This is a genomic window from Gordonibacter faecis, assembly GCF_030077735.1.
GTDB classification, from domain to species: domain Bacteria; phylum Actinomycetota; class Coriobacteriia; order Coriobacteriales; family Eggerthellaceae; genus Gordonibacter; species Gordonibacter faecis.
Genome location: NZ_JASJEU010000019.1, coordinates 127,413 through 145,145, shown reverse-complemented (window position 1 = coordinate 145,145; position 17,733 = coordinate 127,413). Strand labels below are relative to the sequence as shown.

The window sequence follows — 17,733 nt, the reverse complement described above, 5'->3', positions numbered from 1 at the left end:
CCCTTTATCTCACATGCAACCTACATTGGAAAGGACGTACTCGCCATAAATCTGGCGACATAAAGAGTATATGAGGGATGCACTCCAGTGCATCCGTTCGCGCAAAGCGCGAAAACGCAGGTCAGGGTTGTGCTCTCCGCCTGCGGCGGAACTGATGCATCCCTAAGGAGACTAGGAGCTTCGCGCCGTCGCTGCTTGCATCCCTGCGTGGATTACCATTCCCGTAAGAAAGACTTACGAGGGCGCTCCCTTTGTCATCCTGAGCGGAGCGCGTAGCGCGGAGTCGAAGGATCCCGTGTGGCGTTAGCGGGAAGACTCCCTACTACCCCATTCGCCGCGCAAAAGAATGTGACGCGCTTCGCGCTACCTAATACAGTAATCAATTGCGCGGAACGCATCACCTTTTTAGGGGGCGGGGTGTTTCTCTTTTCGGCAACGGGAATCTGCGGATGCGATGATGGGGGTGGCTTGGGGGGCGGGTTGTGGGACAATGGGGAAGAAACGTTATGCATCCGACGAAAGGTTGCTTGAGAATGGAACTTTCCCCTGACCAAACACTGCATGGGTTTACCGTGCGCTCGCGTGAAGAGGTGCCTGAGATTGATGGCGTGGCCTACGTGCTGCATCACGCGAAGAGTGGCGCGAAGTTGCTCTACCTGCAAAACGACGACGTCAACAAGGCGTTCTCCATTACGTTCAAAACTCCCCCGGCGGACGATACCGGCGTGTTCCACATCTTGGAGCACTCGGTGCTGTGCGGCAGCGACAAATTCCCGGTGAAGGAACCCTTTGTGGACTTGCTCAAGAGCTCCATGCAAACGTTCCTGAACGCCATGACGTTCCCCGACAAGACCATGTATCCGGTGGCCAGCACCAACGAGCAGGATTTGCTGAACCTCATGGACGTGTACCTTGACGCGGTGCTGCATCCGGCCATCTATCACAAGCGCGCCATTTTTGAGCAGGAGGGCTGGCACTTTGAGCTGGCCGGCGACGCGGAGGCCGACGAAGGCGACTCGGTGGTAGGCGCGGAGGTGGCGCGCACTGAAGCTGAGGATGGCTCGGCGCAGCTCACGCTGAACGGCGTGGTGTACAACGAGATGAAGGGCGCGCTTTCGGATGCGAACTCGGTGCTCTACGACGAGTTGCAGGCCGCACTCTTCCCCGACACGGCGTATCGCTTTGAGTCGGGCGGCACGCCGCAGGCTATTCCCGATCTTACGTATGAGCAGTTCCTGGAAGAGCACACGCGCCACTATCGCCTGGATAACAGCTATCTCACGCTCTACGGCGACCTGGATGTGGACCGCATGCTGGCGTTTTTGGATGAGGGATATCTCTCTCCGGTGGCCGATGAACAGCACGCTCGTGCTGAAGAGCGCACGGCAAACGGGCTTCCGCAGCTGTTGCCGCATGAGTTGCTGGCACAGGAGCCGGTGGTGGCGCCGCACGTGGTGCGCACGATGGATACGGCGCCCGAAAATGCGTGCGCGGGCTTGGGGTATGTGATTGGCGATGTGGCTGAGCGCACGCGCATGGTGGCGGTGGATATTCTGCTTGACGCGCTTCTGGGCAGCAACGAGGCTCCGGTCAAGCGGGCGCTCTTGGATGCGGATCTGGCTGATGACGTGCTGGCCTTCTTGGCCGACTCACTTTTGCAGCCATTCGCGGTAGTGCAGTTGCGGGGCGCGAAGCCTGGTGCGGCTGAGCGGTTCCGCGAGGCGTTCGAAAATGCGCTCCGCGAGGTGGCTGAAAACGGCGTTGACCGTGAGCTGCTGGAAGCATCGCTTTCGCGCGCCGAGTTTGTCATGCGCGAGCGTGACTTTGGCATGGCCGATGGCGTGGCGCTGTCGATGTCAGCGCTGGGTGGCTGGCTGTACGACGACGAGCTGGCCACGTCGTATCTGCGCTACGAGGATGACTTCGCGCTGCTGCGCCGCCAGATGGGTGAAGGGTACTTCGAGCGCCTGATCACCGACGTGTTTTTGGAGAGCATGCACTGGGCACTTGCGGAGGTGCGTCCCGCCGAGGGTGACGTGGATGACTTTGAGGCCGCGCGCCTCGCGGCGGTTGAGGCGGATATGGAACCCGCCGATTATGAGCGCGTGGCCGACGAAGAGGCGCGCTTGCGTCGCTTGCAGACCGAGCCGGACTCGCCTGAGGCGCTGGCCACGCTGCCGCGCCTTTCCGTGGCAGACATCGCCGACGCTCCCGAGGAACCCACGTATGGTCTGGTGGACGACGCTCCCCTCCCCTGCGTGCGCCACGATATTCCCACGCGCGGCATCGCGTATACCTACCGCTACTTTGATTTGGCGCGCGCCACCTTCGACGAATTGCCCTATGTGGGCGTGCTGGGACTCGTGCTGGGCAAGCTGGGCACCGCGCGGCACACGGCGGCCGAGATTGACACGCTTACAAACGGCAAGCTGGGCAACCTGGCCTTCTTCGCCGACATCTACGAAGGGGCGAACGGACCGGACGACCTCAATCCGAAGCTGGTGGTGAGCGCGAGCGCGCTTTCCGAGAACGTGGAGTTCGCAGCCACGCTTCCGCTGGAAATTATGACGGAGACCGACTTCTCCGACACGAGCAAGATCAAAGACGTACTGCAACAGAAGCGCATCGGCATGGAGCAGGGCTTCGCCGCGGCTGGACATGCGGCCGCCATGGCGCGCGCCTCGTCATACTACCTGCCCGCCGGCGTTGTGCGGGAGAAGCTGGGCGGCGTGGGCTTCTATCGCTTCCTGAAAGAGTTGCTGGCGGATTTCGATGAACGCGCCGAGGAACTGGTGGCGAAGCTTTCCGAGCTGGCTGCGCGCCTGTTCGTGGATGAGGGGTGCGTGGTCAGCTTCACGGGATCTGATGACGACTTCGCGCGGTTCTGGAACGCGGGAGCCGTGACCGGCCGCACGGAGGGTGCTGAACGCCTGCTGCAGGTACCCGAGCCCGTGGTGCGCAACGAGGCCTTCATCGTGCCTACCGACGTATGCTACGCCGCGCAAGGGTTCGACCGCCGCGAGTTCGGCGCTCCCTATACGGGCGCGTGGCAGGTGGCCGCGCGGGCGCTGTCCTACGATTACCTGTGGAACGAGGTGCGCGTCAAGGGCGGCGCGTACGGCGCGGGCTTCCAGGCGGCGCGTACGGGCTCGCTCAGGTTCTACTCTTATCGCGACCCGCACCTGGACGAGACGCTGGATCGTTTCGCCGCGTCGGCCGCGTGGTTGGAGTCCTTCGACCCCGAACAGAGCGCAATGGAAGGCTACGTGGTGGCCACGGTGGCCGGCTACGACGCGCCGCTCAAGGCGCGCGTGCAGGCGCGTCGCCAAGACGGCGACTTCTTCGGCGGACGTACGCCCGAGGCGCGCCTGCAAACCCGCGCAGAAATGGTAGCCACCGATGCTGCCGCCGTCCGCACCCTCGCCCCCACGCTTGGGGCGACACTCGACGCGCAGGCGATCTGCGTCTTCGGCAGCAAAGACATCCTCGGAAGCACGCACACCAACCTCCACCTGATCGACCTGCTGAACGAGTAAATCAGGTGCTGGTGTTATAAAATGATTTAATAGATAATAGTTATTAAGTTTTCCGAGATGGCGCGCAGGACCCCCTGCGCGCCATCTTTTTTGCGCCCACTTTTTCACTTCCCCTTACTCCACCTATTTTTCACAAAACTTTTTTCACTCATTTTTTAAGTCCCCCTTTTTCGAACGCTCATTTTTTTGGATAGTCTTTTTTTGAGCACGCATTTTTTTGAGCGCTCGTTTTTTCGTTGAATGTTTCACGTGAAACATTCGTACATTTGTTCTGGGGAAGAATGCGAGGTTTGGGAGTAGTAAATTGGGACATTCAGGGGGTCGGTGGGGCTAATTAAAGTTAGAATAAACGATTGAGACGAACGGGCGCATGAGCGGGAGGTTCTTAGCTCGCGCGAGTTCTCATCGAGCGGCGGCGGGCATCCACCCGCAATCGGGGCTTGGTGAGGGGAATGTGCGCCACTGCGCCTTGACGGGGCGTCCCTTAAATGGTAGTAATAGAATAGCAATTAGACGAGAAGGATACGGAGAGCACAAACCATGTTGGAATTGAAAAACCTCACGTTTGAAGTGCCGCTTCAGGAAGGCTCCAAAGAGATGCGGCGCATCATCGACAACTTGTCGCTCACGATTCCCGACGACCGCTTCACGGTGATCACGGGGCCGAACGGCGGCGGCAAGTCCACCCTCGCGAAACTCATCATGGGCGTTGAGCGCCCCACCTCGGGCCAGATCTTCTTCGACGGCGAAGACATCACCGAACTGGGCATCGCCGAACGCGCGAAGAAGGGCATCGGCTACGGCTTCCAGCAGCCCGCCCGCTTCAAGGGCATGAAGGTGAAGAAGCTGCTCGACATCGCGGCCGGCAAAAAGCTGCCCATGCTGTCGTGCAACGAGTACCTCGCCCGCGTGGGCCTCTGCTCGGCAAACTACCTCACGCGTGAGGTGGACAAGAACCTCTCGGGCGGCGAGGTAAAGCGCATCGAAATTGCCACCATCCTCGCGCGCGACCCGAAACTCGCTATCTACGACGAGCCCGAGGCGGGCATCGACCTGTGGAGTTTCGACCGCCTGACCGAAACGTTTCGCGACATCCACGAGGCGCGCGACGGCCGTTCCATCGTCATCATCTCGCACCAGGAGCGCATCATCCAACTGGCTGACGAAATTGTGCTTCTCCGCGAAGGCAAAGTGGCCGAAACCGGCACCCCGGCCGACCTCATGCCGAAGCTCGGTTTCGTGGCGAAGGGCATCCCCGGCTGCACCTTCACCGAGCCCCCCGAGCTGCACCTGACCGAAATCCCCACCACCTGCTAAGGAGTGAGTCACATGGCTGTAGATTTGTCCCCCATCGACGAGAGTTTGCTCGCCGAGATTGCCAACATTCATGGCATGCCGAAAGGCGCGTTCAACATCCGCAAGGACGGGCAACTCGTTGAGCGCCACTCGTCCGCAAACATCGAAATTTCCACGAAGTCGGATAACCCCGGCATCGACATCCGCATCAAAGCCGGCACGAAGGGCGAGACGGTATACATCCCGGTCATCGTGACGCAGGCGGGCCTGAAGGACGTCGTGTACAACACGTTTTACATCGAAGACGACTGCGACGTCACCATTGTGGCGGGCTGCGGCATTCACAACGAGAGCCACCAGGCTTCTGAACACGACGGCATCCACACGTTCTACTGCGGCAAGAATTCCCACGTCAAGTACGTGGAGAAGCACTATGGCGAAGGTACCGGCACCGGCGAGCGCATCCTGAACCCTGTGACGAACGTGGTGATGGAAGAGAACGCCAGCTGCGAGATGGAACTCACCCAGCTGCGCGGCGTGTCGTCCACCGTGCGCGACACGAACGCCGAATTGGGCGCCGGCGCGAAGCTGGTGCTTACCGAAAAGCTGCTCACGCATGATGACCAGGTGGCCACGTCGAACATGAAGATTGAGCTCAAGGGCGACGACTCCAGCGTGCAGGTAATCTCGCGTTCGGTGGCGCAGGACAACTCCAAGCAGGTGTTCAATCCGCTGGTCATCGGCGAGGCAGCCTGCCGCGGTCACGTACAGTGCGACGCCATCATCATGGGGAAGGCGAAGGTCACGGCCATCCCCGGCATTGAGGCCGCCAGCGAGGACGCACAACTCATCCACGAGGCCGCCATCGGCAAGATCGCCGGCGACCAAATTGTGAAGCTGATGACACTGGGCCTAACGGAAGAAGAAGCCGAGCAGGAGATTCTCGAGGACTTCCTGAACTAGAAGTTCACGTTCACCCTACGACGCAAAAACACCCGCCCCATAGAAATGATGAGGCGGGTGTTTCGTTTGGTGACGCACGTGATAAACACCAATGCACGCCAATGCAACTAACGCAGGCTTGTGTACTCCCTGCGCTTTAAGCTGCTTCGCTTTGTGGTTGGACGGCGTTACCGCCGGGCTCGGTAGGAGTAGTAGGCTCGGCTTCGTCACCTTCGCCTTCAACAGGGGTTTCGCCATTGGTGGACTCGGTGCCATCCTTCGGCTCATCACCGGCGGTTTTATTGTTGTCGGTGGTGTCTTTGGTGGTGGTGCCGGACTTTGAGGCCTTTGCACCCTCAGTCAGCGGAAGCGAGCTGAGATCAAGAGCCTCACCAAGCCACTTAGCCTCAATGATGTCCACGATGCCACCATTCTCAAGCGAGGCAAGCGCATCAGAAACCGCCTGCTTAAGCTCCGCATTGGAATCCGTCACACCCACGCAGTAACCATTGAGCTGCTGCATAAGCGCCACAAGAATCACGTCGACGTCATTCGCCTTGGCCGCATACCACCCGTTCACCGCGTCGGCAGCCACATACTGCACGGTGCCCGCCGCAAGGTCGGCAAACGCGCTCTTCAAATCGTTCTCAGGCACCAGCGCGCTGTCGCCAAACTCGTTTTCCACCTGCCACGAACTCTTCGACGACACCTGCGCCGCAATTTCCGGCTTGCTGGCCTTGGTGGGCACCGTCGTGTTCGACGGCGTGGAGAACAGCGCAACCGCCGTGGGCAGATACGGCGAGGACTTCCAGAACGTCACATCGGAATCTGACTGTTCAATGCCCATGACGATGTCAACCTTGTCGTCCTTAAGCGCGCTTTCGGGGTCGGCCCCCACGTCAACAATTTCCAGCTTCAAACCCAGCTGGTCGGCGAGCGCGGCAGCCACATCAACATTGATGCCCACGATCTTCGACGAGCTGTTCGACTGACCCGCCAAGGGCGGCGCCGAAGCGTCCACACCCACACGCAGCGTGCCCTCCTTGCCGATAGCCGGCGTGGAGATGGTCGGGGTCTTCTCGGGAGGGGTATAGTTCTGCTGCGACGCGCAGCCTGCCAGCACTACTGCCAAACAAGCAGCCGCCGCGGCGCACACAAGCGCCTTAAAACGCACCATAATCAGGAGCCTCCATCTGCCGTTTCCCTTCGGGTGCTTCTTCCGACTGACCTAGTCTTTGCCCCCACACCCGCGCACCGGAGCCGAGCTTGCACCCGTGGCCCTCTCGCCCGCAGCGACGGTATGTCGCTTGAAAGTTAGACGGGCGGTGCGGCTTACCTCTAGGACGCGCCATGATCGCCGCACGGCGAACCGCGCGACTTACGTGGATCCTTTCGACCGCGTCTGCCATGGACTTGGGACGTACGTCCCGCAACTACAGACTCGAAAGAAGCACCGATCAGTGTACCAGATAGGGAAAACGCCCGGAAGCGGCGCGCGCAGAATCAGCATGAAGGAGAACCCCTGGGGGCGTAGCGGAATCCGGCAGGTCGCGAGGGGGTGGCGTGTTTGTGTGGCGCGCGTTGGAGATGCGCTTGGAATGCGTTGGGAATGCGCCGTAATTTTGTCGAAGGGAAAACGGCGCGCACGCTGGATTACGGTAAGAATCTGGCGGTTCGGCGACGGCATAAAGACGGCGCAGCGGTAAGGTTGCGGCGCTAGGCTTTTGGCTATGGAAGCGCATGCCACCCTTTTGAGAACCTACGTTGCCGGAGCAACCGAAGCCCTGGCTGAAACGTTGTGGCCTACGCGCTGCGCCGTCTGCGATGCACCGGGCGAGGTATTGTGCGACGCCTGCCGAGCGACCCTTCCCTACCTGGATTGGTGGCGCGCCTGCCCACGCTGCGGCGCGCCGTTTGGGCGCGTACAATGCACCGAGTGCAACCCCGTAATGCTTACGCGAGCCGGGCGCGAGGATGTACCCTTCGCGGGCTGTGCGAGCGCCGTCACGTTTGAAGAAGCAGCCGGGCGCATCGTGCGCACATACAAAGACCAGGGAGAACGACGCCTCGCTACGCCCATGGCCGAGCTCATGGTACGCATGTGCCCACCCGCCTGGGCCCCTGAGGTGGTAGTGTTCGTGCCCGCTTCCTCGGCGGCCCGCCGCCGACGCGGGTTCGACCACGCGGAACTGCTGGCGGGGGAAGTCGCCCGGCTTCTGGGGTTGCCACTTGCCTCTCCCCTCGCGCGGCCACACACGCGCGACCAGCGCGCCCTCTCCCGCCGGGCGCGCCTGGAGAACACCACAGGGCGCTTTGAGGCGTTGCCGGGCGCTTCCATCCCCTCACACGTATTACTCATTGACGATGTGTGCACCACCGGCGCCACCCTCTACGACGTAACCGACGCCCTTCTGCGCGCTGGCGCACACAAAGTGTGGTGCTTAACGTTTGCGCGCGTGTTCTAACAGCAAGCATTCTTCCCCCATAAAAAACGACGAACCCGAAGGTTCGCCGTTTTGGAAGGAGTGTGCAGCTTGGGTTGCCTGAGTTACCTGAATTACATGATGCGTTCGCGCTTGGTGGTGGGCGACTCGGCGAATTCAGCCACGTCAACCGAAATGCTGTGCTGGATGGGTTTCCAGTTGCACTTCTTCACCAGCGCCACAAGCGCAATGGGGATGTAGGTAAGCATGAAGAACGGGAAGGTGAACATGTAGCGCACCTTTTTGGCCGTGGTGGAGCGGATAGAATCCCATTCAACAAACGTGGTCAGCACACCGAACATGAACATGAACACCAGGTAGTTGAACAGGCAGAAGAAGATGGAGGACAGCGACGAGGCAATCATGACACCGGTGGACATCATGCCCGCGGCGGCCAGCGCAATGATAATGCCGTTGAACAGCACCGACACAATGGTAAGCAGCATGCCCGGCGCAATGGTCATCAGCATGTCGTAGCACGCGAAACGCGAGCCCTTGGAGTTGGTGAACACACCCTTTGCCAGACGCCCGCCATAGTGCCAAAACACCTGGTAGAAGCCCTTTGCCCAACGGAAGCGCTGGTTCCATGAATCGCGGAAGGTGGTGGGCTGCTCGTCGTAGAGAATGGCCGTGGGGGTGTAGCTGATGCGCACGCCCTCCAGGATGCTGTTCGTTGAGAACTCGATATCCTCGGTGAGCAGGTGCCATTTCCAGCCGCCGTGCTTCTCAATGATGTCGGCCGCAATGAAAAAGCCTGTGCCCGACACCACGCAGCTGGTGTTCAGCGTAAGGCGCGCCTGCGACAGGAATTTCGCCTCGCGCAAAAACCACACGGCATAGCCCGCGCTAATCCAGTTGGAGTCGTAGTTCTTGGAGTTGCGGTAGCTGGTGGAGGCCTTCGCGCCGTTGTCGAACGTGGCGTTCATCTCGCGGAAGTAGTTCACGTCCAGCACGTTGTCGGCATCGAACACAAAATACGCCTCGTAGCCACGGTCGGCGTACTGCTCGCGAATGACCTGGAAGCCGTAATCAAGCGCATAGCCCTTGCCCACTTCCTTGTCGTTCGTGCGCGGAAACACGATGGCGCCGGCCTCGCGGGCCACCTCGGCCGTGTTATCGGTGCAGTTATCAGCGATGACGAACACGTCAATGAGTTCCTGCGGGTAGTTCTGCACCTTGATGGAGTGAATGAGGTCGCCGATGACGGCGCTTTCGTTGCGTGCCGAGATGACAGCGGCGAAGCGGTGGCTCTTCTTCGCCACACGCTTCTTTGGCTTGCGGGTGAGCACCACGAACACATAATACAGTTGGTAGGTATAGCAGATGCTAAACGTGAGAAAGACGCAGAAATTGAAGATGTCGACGAACGATATCTGCGAGAAAAATTGGTCAAGCATCACTCTAATTTGCTCCTTTTACGGGCCGCCTTCCTTCAACGGCCGTCCTCTGCTCCCCTGCGCACGCCAGTCCGGGGGCTTTCGCCCTTACCGCCTGGTGTGTTGTTGGTACGAGTGCGTCATGCAGGTTTGCAAGCTTGGGAGATTATAGCTACTTCGCAGCCATTCGTCTCAACGCGGAGTCACTCCGTTACCGATTCTTCTGATTTCCGCGCGATAAAAGCCTCGTATGCACAAACGTTCTGCATACGAACTTCACAACCGCCTCGAAATGGAAGCTGTGCGGCGGGGTGCGGAATGTGAGCGCGTGGCGGGAAGGGCGTCGTGTCGCGGGCAATGCCGTGGAGCGTGCCGCGCTGCGCCACGTCGCCGTGTAGCGCAACCGTGCCGCGTGCCGCCGCGTGCCGCCGCCCCCCTTTGCCTTCCGTCCGTTTTATGTAAGGGGGGCGGCCGCAGACGCGCGGGACCCTGCGGCTATGGTACGCTTGCAGTTACCAAACGAGTCATCGCCTACACACTATATAAGGGAGACTACCATGTCCACCAACCACGATATCAAGGACCTCACTCTGGCCGACGAAGGCCTCGCCCGCATCCTGTGGGCTGACCGCGACATGCCCGTGCTTGCCTCCATCCGTGAGCGCTTCGAGCGCGAACGCCCGCTGGAGGGCGTGCGCATTGGTGCCTGCATGCACGTGACCACCGAAACGGCGAACCTCATGCGCGCGTTGGTGGCATCGGGCGCACAGGTGGCGCTCTGCGCGTCGAACCCGTTGTCCACGCAGGACGACACGGCGGCGGCACTCGTGCGCGACTTCGGCATTGACGTGTTCGCCATCGCGGGCGAAGATGCGGACACCTATCAGCGCCACATCGAGGCTGTGATTGCCACGAACCCGCAGATCATCATGGACGACGGCGCCGACCTCGACACCGCGCTGCACACCACCCACACCGACAAGCTACCGGGCGTGGTGGGTGGCACCGAGGAAACCACCACCGGGGTGGTGCGTCTCATGGCCATGGCTGCCGAGGGCACGCTTGCCTACCCCGTGTTCAACATCAACGACGCGAACACCAAGCACTGCTTCGACAACCACTACGGCACCGGCCAGTCCACGCTGGACGGCATCATCCGCGCCACGAATCGCCTGATGTGCGGGCGTACCATTGTGATCTCGGGTTACGGCTACTGCGGCAGCGGGCTTGCGCTGCGCGCGAAGGGCATGGGTATGCGCGTAATCGTGTGCGAGGTGGACCCGCTGAAGGCGCTCGAAGCGCACATGGAGGGCTACGAGGTGATGCCCGCCGCCGAGGCCGCGCGCTTCGCCGACGTGTGGGTGACCGTGACCGGCAACTGCAAGGTGGTTGACGGCCCCGCGTTCGAGAACATGAAAGACGGCGCCATTGTGTGCAACTCCGGCCACTTCGACTCTGAGATCAACCTCGTGTGGCTTGAAGAGCACGCCGTGAAGAAGACCGAGCTCAAGCCGCTGGTTGAGGAATACACGCTGCCGGACGGCCGCACGGTGATTGTGCTGGCGCAGGGCCGCCTCGTGAACCTGTCCTGCGCCGAGGGTCACCCGGCGTCCGTCATGGACATGAGTTTCGCCAACCAGGCGCTGGCCGCCGAGTACCTCTATAAGCACGCTGGCGAGCTGGAGAACAAGGTGTACGACGTCCCCGCCGCCATCGACGACGGCGTCGCCCGCGTAAAGCTAGAAACTCTCGGCATAGAAATTGACACCCTCACCGAGGAACAAATCAAGTACATGAACAGCTGGAACTTCGAACAAGCATAAGCAGCCGCCCCTCCCACAACGCTCACTCCCCCAAGCCCGACGCCCCCCGCGCCGGGCTTGTTCGTATATGGATTACCTAACAGATAAAGTTTACTTATAAGCATATGCCCGCGTCATAATGACAGGGAGGCAACCACCCTGTGGCATAATCGGCAGCGCGAAGCGCGTCACACTTTTTCGCGATGGCGTAGAGGTGCCGATAGCAGTGCTGCTTGGAAGTTTTTGAGGAATCTTAGTTCTTGGGGGCTGTAGTGAGATATGCAGTCGTCGGGAATGGAGAACTGTTCGGGGTATTGCAGTACAGCGTGTAGAACGCCTTCGAAGTCGTGGTCGTGGAAGTGGTAGCCGGCTGCATGATCTTTGAGATCCCAGCCGTAGAACAGGCCGTCGTGACAGAGTTCGCCAGCGATGTAGCCGAGCGGGCCAAACTCGTCAGTTCCTTTAAGCCGGAAAGTTTTCAGGCTGCGGTCGTACACAATGCTACACACGTTGTTTTGGCGCTCAAGAGTAGCGAGGCGCTCTGCAACGTGGGCTTGCGTGCACACGCCCTCAAGCGGCACGGCAACTTCTCGTACGCAAACCAGGCGGTCGAAGCGTTCGGCCAGGTCATGGAACCCTCGCGCGTCTTCCGCAACGATGCTCCACGCCACGCGTGCACCAACAGCTGTAGCAAGTTCGCAGAGAAACCGCGGGTTCACGGAGCCGTAGTCGTTGATGGTAAGCACTTCGCAGAACGAATCCAGCCGGTTGAATTCCTCGTCGACATCATCCTGGCCGCCCTCTGTGCGCAGAAGACCCGCGCCCTCAAGTTCTTCCAGCACCGTACCCGCCGTGCGCGCAAGCGCCTCAGCGCGACGCTCCCAGCACACAAACGCGTTGTTGATCAGCTGCAACGTTTGCGCGGGATGCTGCGGCCGGGCATGCTCAAGCAGATGCTCCGTCGACGGCTCAGCGCCGCCCCCGCGGTCAAACAGGTACACGATGCGCCCCTCCGCATCCACAAAACTTCCCTCAAGGTAGTTACGGCGCACGTAAGCCCACCAGCCCGCCTCCCCTTCGCCAAAGCGGGCGAAGTAGGTGCGATAGGCATCGAATTCCTCGCGGGCGAGAGGATTGAGGTCAGGCGCGCCAAGATACCATCTCCGCACCTGATCAAAGAACAGATCGGGAAAATCGCACAAGCCGGGGTTCGCGATACCGGTAGCCGCATCACAGGTAAACCCGCGCCACTGGTTGAGGCCCCACGGAAGCGGCATGAAGTTCGCCAAACAGTGGTACTGGCGGCGAAAACACGCAATCAACTGCGGCGATACGCCCGTAAGCCACACCTTCTTGCGAGCCGCCAGATACGGGTTCTCATCCCCCGGCCGCGCGCCGTTGGGGATATCGTCGCCCTCGCTGTAGCGCGTCTTGAACACGGTGTTAAACGAGATCAGCGTGTCCCCGCGCCATCTATCAGGCAGCATGCGAAAGCCATACTTTCCCGCCGCGCATCCGTCGTCTGCCGGAGGATACGCGCGCACCTCAGCCCATTCATCAGGCCAAAACGCGTCGTAGAACCCGCCGCGCCCCACCGAAAGAAAGGCCGGCGGCGACATATCGGGGTCGAGCACACCTTCGCCAGGCATCACTTCCTGCAAGAACAATTCCCGCACGTCCATGTGTCCCCCATCCCCTGCGCCACCTCGCCTATGATGAGGCCATTGTCCCACAACAAAGCCGCAACCCAAAAAGCACCATGGCACCGGTTGAAGCTCAAACGGCGCAACCTGAGCGTCTTCGTGCAACTTCCCCGTTAGTCCTGCTCGGCGGAGTGTTTGAGTTCTTCGCGGCGGGAGCGGAATTCTATGACGGGTTTGTCGCCGCGCAGGAGGTTCTCGCCCATTTTGAGTTCGGTTTTCTTGGGGCGCTGCGTGAGCACCACGCGGCGGTCTTGGTGGAGGATCACGCCATTAGCCACGTTGCCGGCGGCGCACACCACGTCGCACAGCACCGGCGCGGTCACTATGCGCTGGTAGAGGCGCAGGTAGATTTTCGTGTGCTCATCGTCGATGGGCGCGAAGGCGGCCATGACGCGCAGGTCGTCTGAAATACGGTTTTGCCAGAGGTTCGGTACGCGGTATTGCAGGCTGTTCAGGTCGTGCCAGTTCTCGATTTCGTCGGCGGTTTGCGGGGTCTGGCCGTGGTCGGGCTCGTTCTTCACGTAGAACGTGAGCGTGTCGGCGTCCCACATCGTGACCGGCCCGTTCACCAGGGTCTTGTGGCCACGCCCGATGGTGTTGGGGTGCACGAACGGCAGGTGGATCACGTCGAGCTGGTTTTCGATGGCGCGCGAGTAGTGCACGCCCCACACCTCCGAACGCTCGGCGTAGGGGAAGTTGCCGCGGAATTCGGCGAACATGGGCAGGTCATCGGGCGCGTCTTCGGGCTTGCCGTAGAACACCCAGATGAAGCCGAACGCGTCCACGGCCAGGTAGGCACGTACGCGGAAGTTCTCGGGCACCTCAGCCTCAAGGCCGTTCGCAGGAATGGCCACCACGCGCCCGTCGGCAGAATAGCGCAGGCCATGGAAGGGACAGTGCACGTGGTCGCCCTCCACGCGCCCCGCCGCGAGGTTCGCCCCGCGATGGCAACACGTGCCGTCGAGGCAGGCCACGTTACCCTCCGAGTCGCGCCAGAGCACAAGGCGCTTGCCGAAACGCGTCACGCCAACCGGCCGCCCCCTCCTGATCTCGGAGGACGACAAGACGGCGTACCACTGGTTCGGAATCATGGGAGCCTCGCTTCCTGCGGCACCGAGGCGGCGCCCGCGCTCGGACGTTTCCCCCATTGTCCCGCCCGCCGCACGCCCCAAGCAACCAACGCCTCCCCCACGTCTATGTCACGCGAGGAAAACGGGAGGGCTGAAGGTGAGGCTCACGTTCGCACAGACGCGCGGCTCCTGAAAACCACAACAGGCACGCCTATGGGGAAAGCGCGCCTGTGTGCCGTGCGGCGGCGAAGTGACCCACCGCGAGTCGGTATAAGTTGGCTACGAAGTAGCGAGAGAAACCGTATAGGAAATGCTGGCTATTTCAGCCGTACCATCGCTTGCCAGGTAGTTCAAGCGAGCAGTTGCAGGAAGATGCAGCCCGAAAGTCACAGGCAAAGTTGCGTTTTTCTCGATGCGCCAGCCAAGAGTTGCAGGGGTTGTTGTTGGTAGAGGAATGGATGTTTGCTGGCCTCCTTGAGGTGCATCGCTGCACAAGTATGACGCGCTTACGCGCCGTCGATTACGCCAGAAGCGCATCACCTGCCTTTGTATTATGGCGCGGGTTGACTAACCAGGAAGTATCATTGAGAGATAGGTTGATGGAGGGGTAGTTCACGAATTGCTTGTTCACGCGAAGGGAGAAAACGCAGGTCATGGTTGCGTTCTCCGCCTGCGGCGGAGAGGGCGCTTCGTGAAGCACCCCTACGTTGATTACCTAACAGGTAATGTTTATTTACAAGGATATGCCCTCGTCATGGTGGTAGGGAGGGGCGACCATCTCTTGCCTTAATCGGTAGCGCGCAAGCGCGTCACACTTTTGGCGCGTTGCGGGTGCCATCGCCAACGTGCGGCGCGTTACGCTTCCATTCCTTCGGCATCCTCGGGGTGGAATTGGACTACGTACATGATGTTGGTGGGGGCGAAGGTGGCTTGGTCGGCGTTGGGGCTGGTGTCGCGGTCGCCTACGGTGAAGACGCCGATGTCGCCCACCTCGGCCAGGCCGCGGTCGAGCACGATGCGTCTTGCCTGTTCAATCACGAAGTCTGTGTCGCCCTGCACGTCTCCCAGAAGCGGCATCACGCCCCAATACAGCTGCATCGAGCGCAGCACGCGACGCAGCGGCGTGACGGCGTAGATGGGCTGATGCGGCCGAAAGCTGGCCATAAGGCGCGCGCTGCGGCCGGACATGGTGGGCGCCACGATGCAGCGCGCCCCTAGCGTTTCAGCCGCGCGCACGGCGGCCATGCCCACCGCCACCGACACGCTGCCATGACCCGCTTCGCGCGACGCTTCGCGCAAACCCGCCGCCTCGGCGCGCAGGTAGGGCTCGCTTTCTTCCGCGATGCGCGCCATGACGTGCACGGCCTCCACCGGATAGGCTCCCATAGCCGTTTCGCCTGATAGCATGAGGCAATCGGTGCCGTCGTACACGGCGTTGGCCACGTCGGCCACCTCCGCGCGCGTCGGGCGTGGCGCGCGAATCATGGAGTCGAGCATTTGCGTGGCCGTGATGACCGGCGTGTTGCGCTCGTTGCACAGGCGGATGATCTTCTTCTGGATATGTGGCACCAGATACGACGGCATCTCCACGCCCAAATCGCCGCGCGCCACCATGACGCCGTCGGCCGCGTCCACAATAGCCTCAATATCGTTCACCGCCTCGGCGGTTTCAATCTTGGCGATGAGGCCGATGTGCCCGCCGCCGTGATCCTGAAGAAACGCGCGAATCTCACGGATGGCGTCGGCGCTGCGGATGAATGAGGCCGCCACGAAGTCGATATCCTGCTCGATGCCGAAGATGAGGTCCGCGCGATCTTGGTCGGTCATGACCGGCAGCGGCACCGTGACGCCGGGCACGTTGATGGACTTGCGCTCGCCAAGCGTGCCGTCGTTGGCCACGCGGCACACGATATCGGTACCTTCGACGGCTTCGACTACTAGCTCGATGAGGCCGTCATCAACCAACAGCGACGTGCCGGGAGGCACGTGAGCAGCCAGGCCCGCGCAGGTTTGAGTCACACGGTGCGCATCGCCTTCCACGAGCTGCTCGGTGAGCACGATGCGCTCCCCCGCATGCAGCGACACAGGCGTGCCTCCTGTCAGCGTACCTGTCCTAATTTCGGGACCGCGCGTATCAAGCAGCACCGCGCACGGCGAGTCCACCTGCGCGCACACACGACGCAAGCGCGTCATGCGCTCGGCATGTTCCTCATGCGACCCATGCGAGAAGTTCAGCCGCGCAACATCCATACCCTCATCAAGCAAGCGGCCAATGGTTTCCTCATCATCCACCGCCGGCCCCAACGTGCAAATAATCTTCGTCCGCTTCGCCATATGCCGCTCACATTCCGTCGCCGAAACGTTATGCGTTTATGTATACATAGATGATGCGAATAGTATCCGCCAGATTCCCCGACGTGTTGGCGGTGGTGTAGTCGTAGGACAGAACGGAGGACCATTCGTGGGGGGCGCCGGCTATGTCAACCGTGCCGGAGAACGAGCAGTTTTCCTTTACCAGCGTGGTGCCGTCGGAGGCGTACGTAGAGTACGCCGTCTTGTCCTCGGGCAGCACGGCGGCACCCGGTGCCACCTCAATGCCTGCCTCTTCCAGCGTCTTTTCCACGATGTGCTCGTTTTTCACGGCATCGGCGAAGCTGAGCGAGCCATAGCCAAGCGCGGCCGTGGAGGCCGAGTAACCCGCCTGGGCCACCTTACCCTCTTCGTTCAGGCCCAGATACACCGTGGGGGTGCCGGTGCGCGTGTCGGCTGGCTCGTCGGTAAGCGCCACCGTCACGTTCTGCTTGATGGGATTGCCCTCTTCCTTCACCTCGCGCGTGCTGGTCACCGTCGCTCCGTGCTTGAGGGCGGCCACGGCCTCGTCCTGCGTCATGCCAAGCACGGCCACCAGGTTCGGCGCCTCGGTCTTTTTCACCGTCTCGGTGGAGGCATCCTTGGTTTCATCCTTTTGGATGGTGGTGACCTCCTGCGACTCTTGCTGCTGCTGCGTCTGCTGGGCGGCCAGGGTCTGGCTCTCGTTGATTAACTGGTACGTGAAGTACGCAAGGGCACCAATGAGCACCACCAAAAGCACCACAACCACCAGAAGCACGCGGCGCATGCGGCGCGATTTACGCAGGTGAGGCGGAATGTCAGCCTTGTTCTTCTTGCCATGACGACCCACCGGTTCCGCCGGCTCAACCGGCACGCTGTCGTCGCCAAACAGCAGTGGCGGAGCATCGCGCGGCTCAAGGCTTTCAAACGCGTCGGGGTATTCATCGTCGTTGTCGCCCTTGTAGCTGAAGCCCGCGGCATGGGCGGGAGCAGGCTCTTCGCCTTCCACGGGCGCGAAAGCTGTGGTGAGGCCAACAGCGTTGTCGCGGTCGTCGGAAGCGGTTGGCTCGGCATCATCCGCGGCGGGCACCACGGGAGAAAACGCCTCGGTCAGGCCGATGCGCTCGTCGCGCTCGGGCTCATCGGGAGTGCCGGAGGGTGTGTTTGCAGCATGTTTGGGCATCGGATGTTACC

11 protein-coding genes are annotated in these 17,733 nt (G+C 61.1%); 5 read left to right on the top strand and 6 right to left on the bottom strand.

Translation table 11 applies throughout. From position 1 onward, the window contains the following. Positions 1-533: 533 nt before the first annotated feature. The 3 genes from QNJ86_RS09960 to QNJ86_RS09950 all read left to right on the top strand — a co-directional run bounded on the left by QNJ86_RS09960 (position 534) and on the right by QNJ86_RS09950 (position 5,795). Positions 534-3,536, top strand: a complete 3,003-nt coding sequence (locus tag QNJ86_RS09960) for an insulinase family protein (RefSeq protein WP_283832469.1) — start codon at positions 534-536, stop codon at positions 3,534-3,536. Between the two features lie 540 nt (positions 3,537-4,076). Next, positions 4,077-4,853 (top strand): ABC transporter ATP-binding protein, encoded by a 777-nt coding sequence (locus QNJ86_RS09955; protein ID WP_283832468.1) that lies wholly within the window; start codon positions 4,077-4,079, stop codon positions 4,851-4,853. Between the two features lie 12 nt (positions 4,854-4,865). Next, on the top strand, positions 4,866-5,795 hold the full coding sequence (locus QNJ86_RS09950) for a SufB/SufD family protein (RefSeq protein WP_283832467.1): 930 nt from the start codon (positions 4,866-4,868) through the stop codon (positions 5,793-5,795). 136 nt (positions 5,796-5,931) lie between these two features. Here QNJ86_RS09950 and QNJ86_RS09945 read toward each other — a convergent pair whose 3' ends face one another. Then, positions 5,932-6,951, bottom strand: a complete 1,020-nt coding sequence (locus QNJ86_RS09945) for a substrate-binding periplasmic protein (protein WP_283832466.1) — start codon at positions 6,949-6,951, stop codon at positions 5,932-5,934. A gap of 553 nt (positions 6,952-7,504) precedes the next feature. Here QNJ86_RS09945 and QNJ86_RS09940 point away from each other — a divergent pair. Continuing rightward, a complete protein-coding gene (locus QNJ86_RS09940; protein ID WP_283832465.1) occupies positions 7,505-8,239 on the top strand; it encodes a ComF family protein in 735 nt (244 codons plus the stop codon). A gap of 92 nt (positions 8,240-8,331) precedes the next feature. On the opposite strand, the gene QNJ86_RS09935 is transcribed toward QNJ86_RS09940, so the two are convergent. Beyond that, complete coding sequence (locus tag QNJ86_RS09935) at positions 8,332-9,654, bottom strand: glycosyltransferase family 2 protein (RefSeq protein ID WP_283832464.1); 1,323 nt, start codon at positions 9,652-9,654, stop codon at positions 8,332-8,334. 536 nt (positions 9,655-10,190) lie between these two features. On the opposite strand from QNJ86_RS09935, the gene ahcY reads away from it, so the two are divergent. Further along, positions 10,191-11,456: an adenosylhomocysteinase gene (gene ahcY, locus QNJ86_RS09930; protein WP_283832463.1), complete on the top strand. Its 1,266-nt coding sequence runs from the start codon at positions 10,191-10,193 to the stop codon at positions 11,454-11,456. 167 nt (positions 11,457-11,623) lie between these two features. Here ahcY and QNJ86_RS09925 read toward each other — a convergent pair whose 3' ends face one another. The 4 genes from QNJ86_RS09925 to QNJ86_RS09910 all read right to left on the bottom strand — a co-directional run bounded on the left by QNJ86_RS09925 (position 11,624) and on the right by QNJ86_RS09910 (position 17,722). Further along, positions 11,624-13,117 (bottom strand): hypothetical protein, encoded by a 1,494-nt coding sequence (locus tag QNJ86_RS09925; RefSeq protein ID WP_283832462.1) that lies wholly within the window; start codon positions 13,115-13,117, stop codon positions 11,624-11,626. Between the two features lie 134 nt (positions 13,118-13,251). Next, the gene (locus tag QNJ86_RS09920; RefSeq protein ID WP_283832461.1) at positions 13,252-14,286 is read right to left on the bottom strand and encodes an aromatic ring-hydroxylating oxygenase subunit alpha; all 1,035 of its coding nucleotides are present in this window, start codon (positions 14,284-14,286) and stop codon (positions 13,252-13,254) included. A 777-nt stretch (positions 14,287-15,063) separates the two neighbouring features. Beyond that, positions 15,064-16,542 (bottom strand): pyruvate kinase, encoded by a 1,479-nt coding sequence (gene pyk / locus QNJ86_RS09915; RefSeq protein WP_283832460.1) that lies wholly within the window; start codon positions 16,540-16,542, stop codon positions 15,064-15,066. 28 nt (positions 16,543-16,570) lie between these two features. Then, entirely contained in the window at positions 16,571-17,722 is a 1,152-nt protein-coding gene (locus QNJ86_RS09910; RefSeq protein WP_283832459.1) for a histone-lysine N-methyltransferase, read from the bottom strand. Positions 17,723-17,733 lie beyond the last annotated feature (11 nt).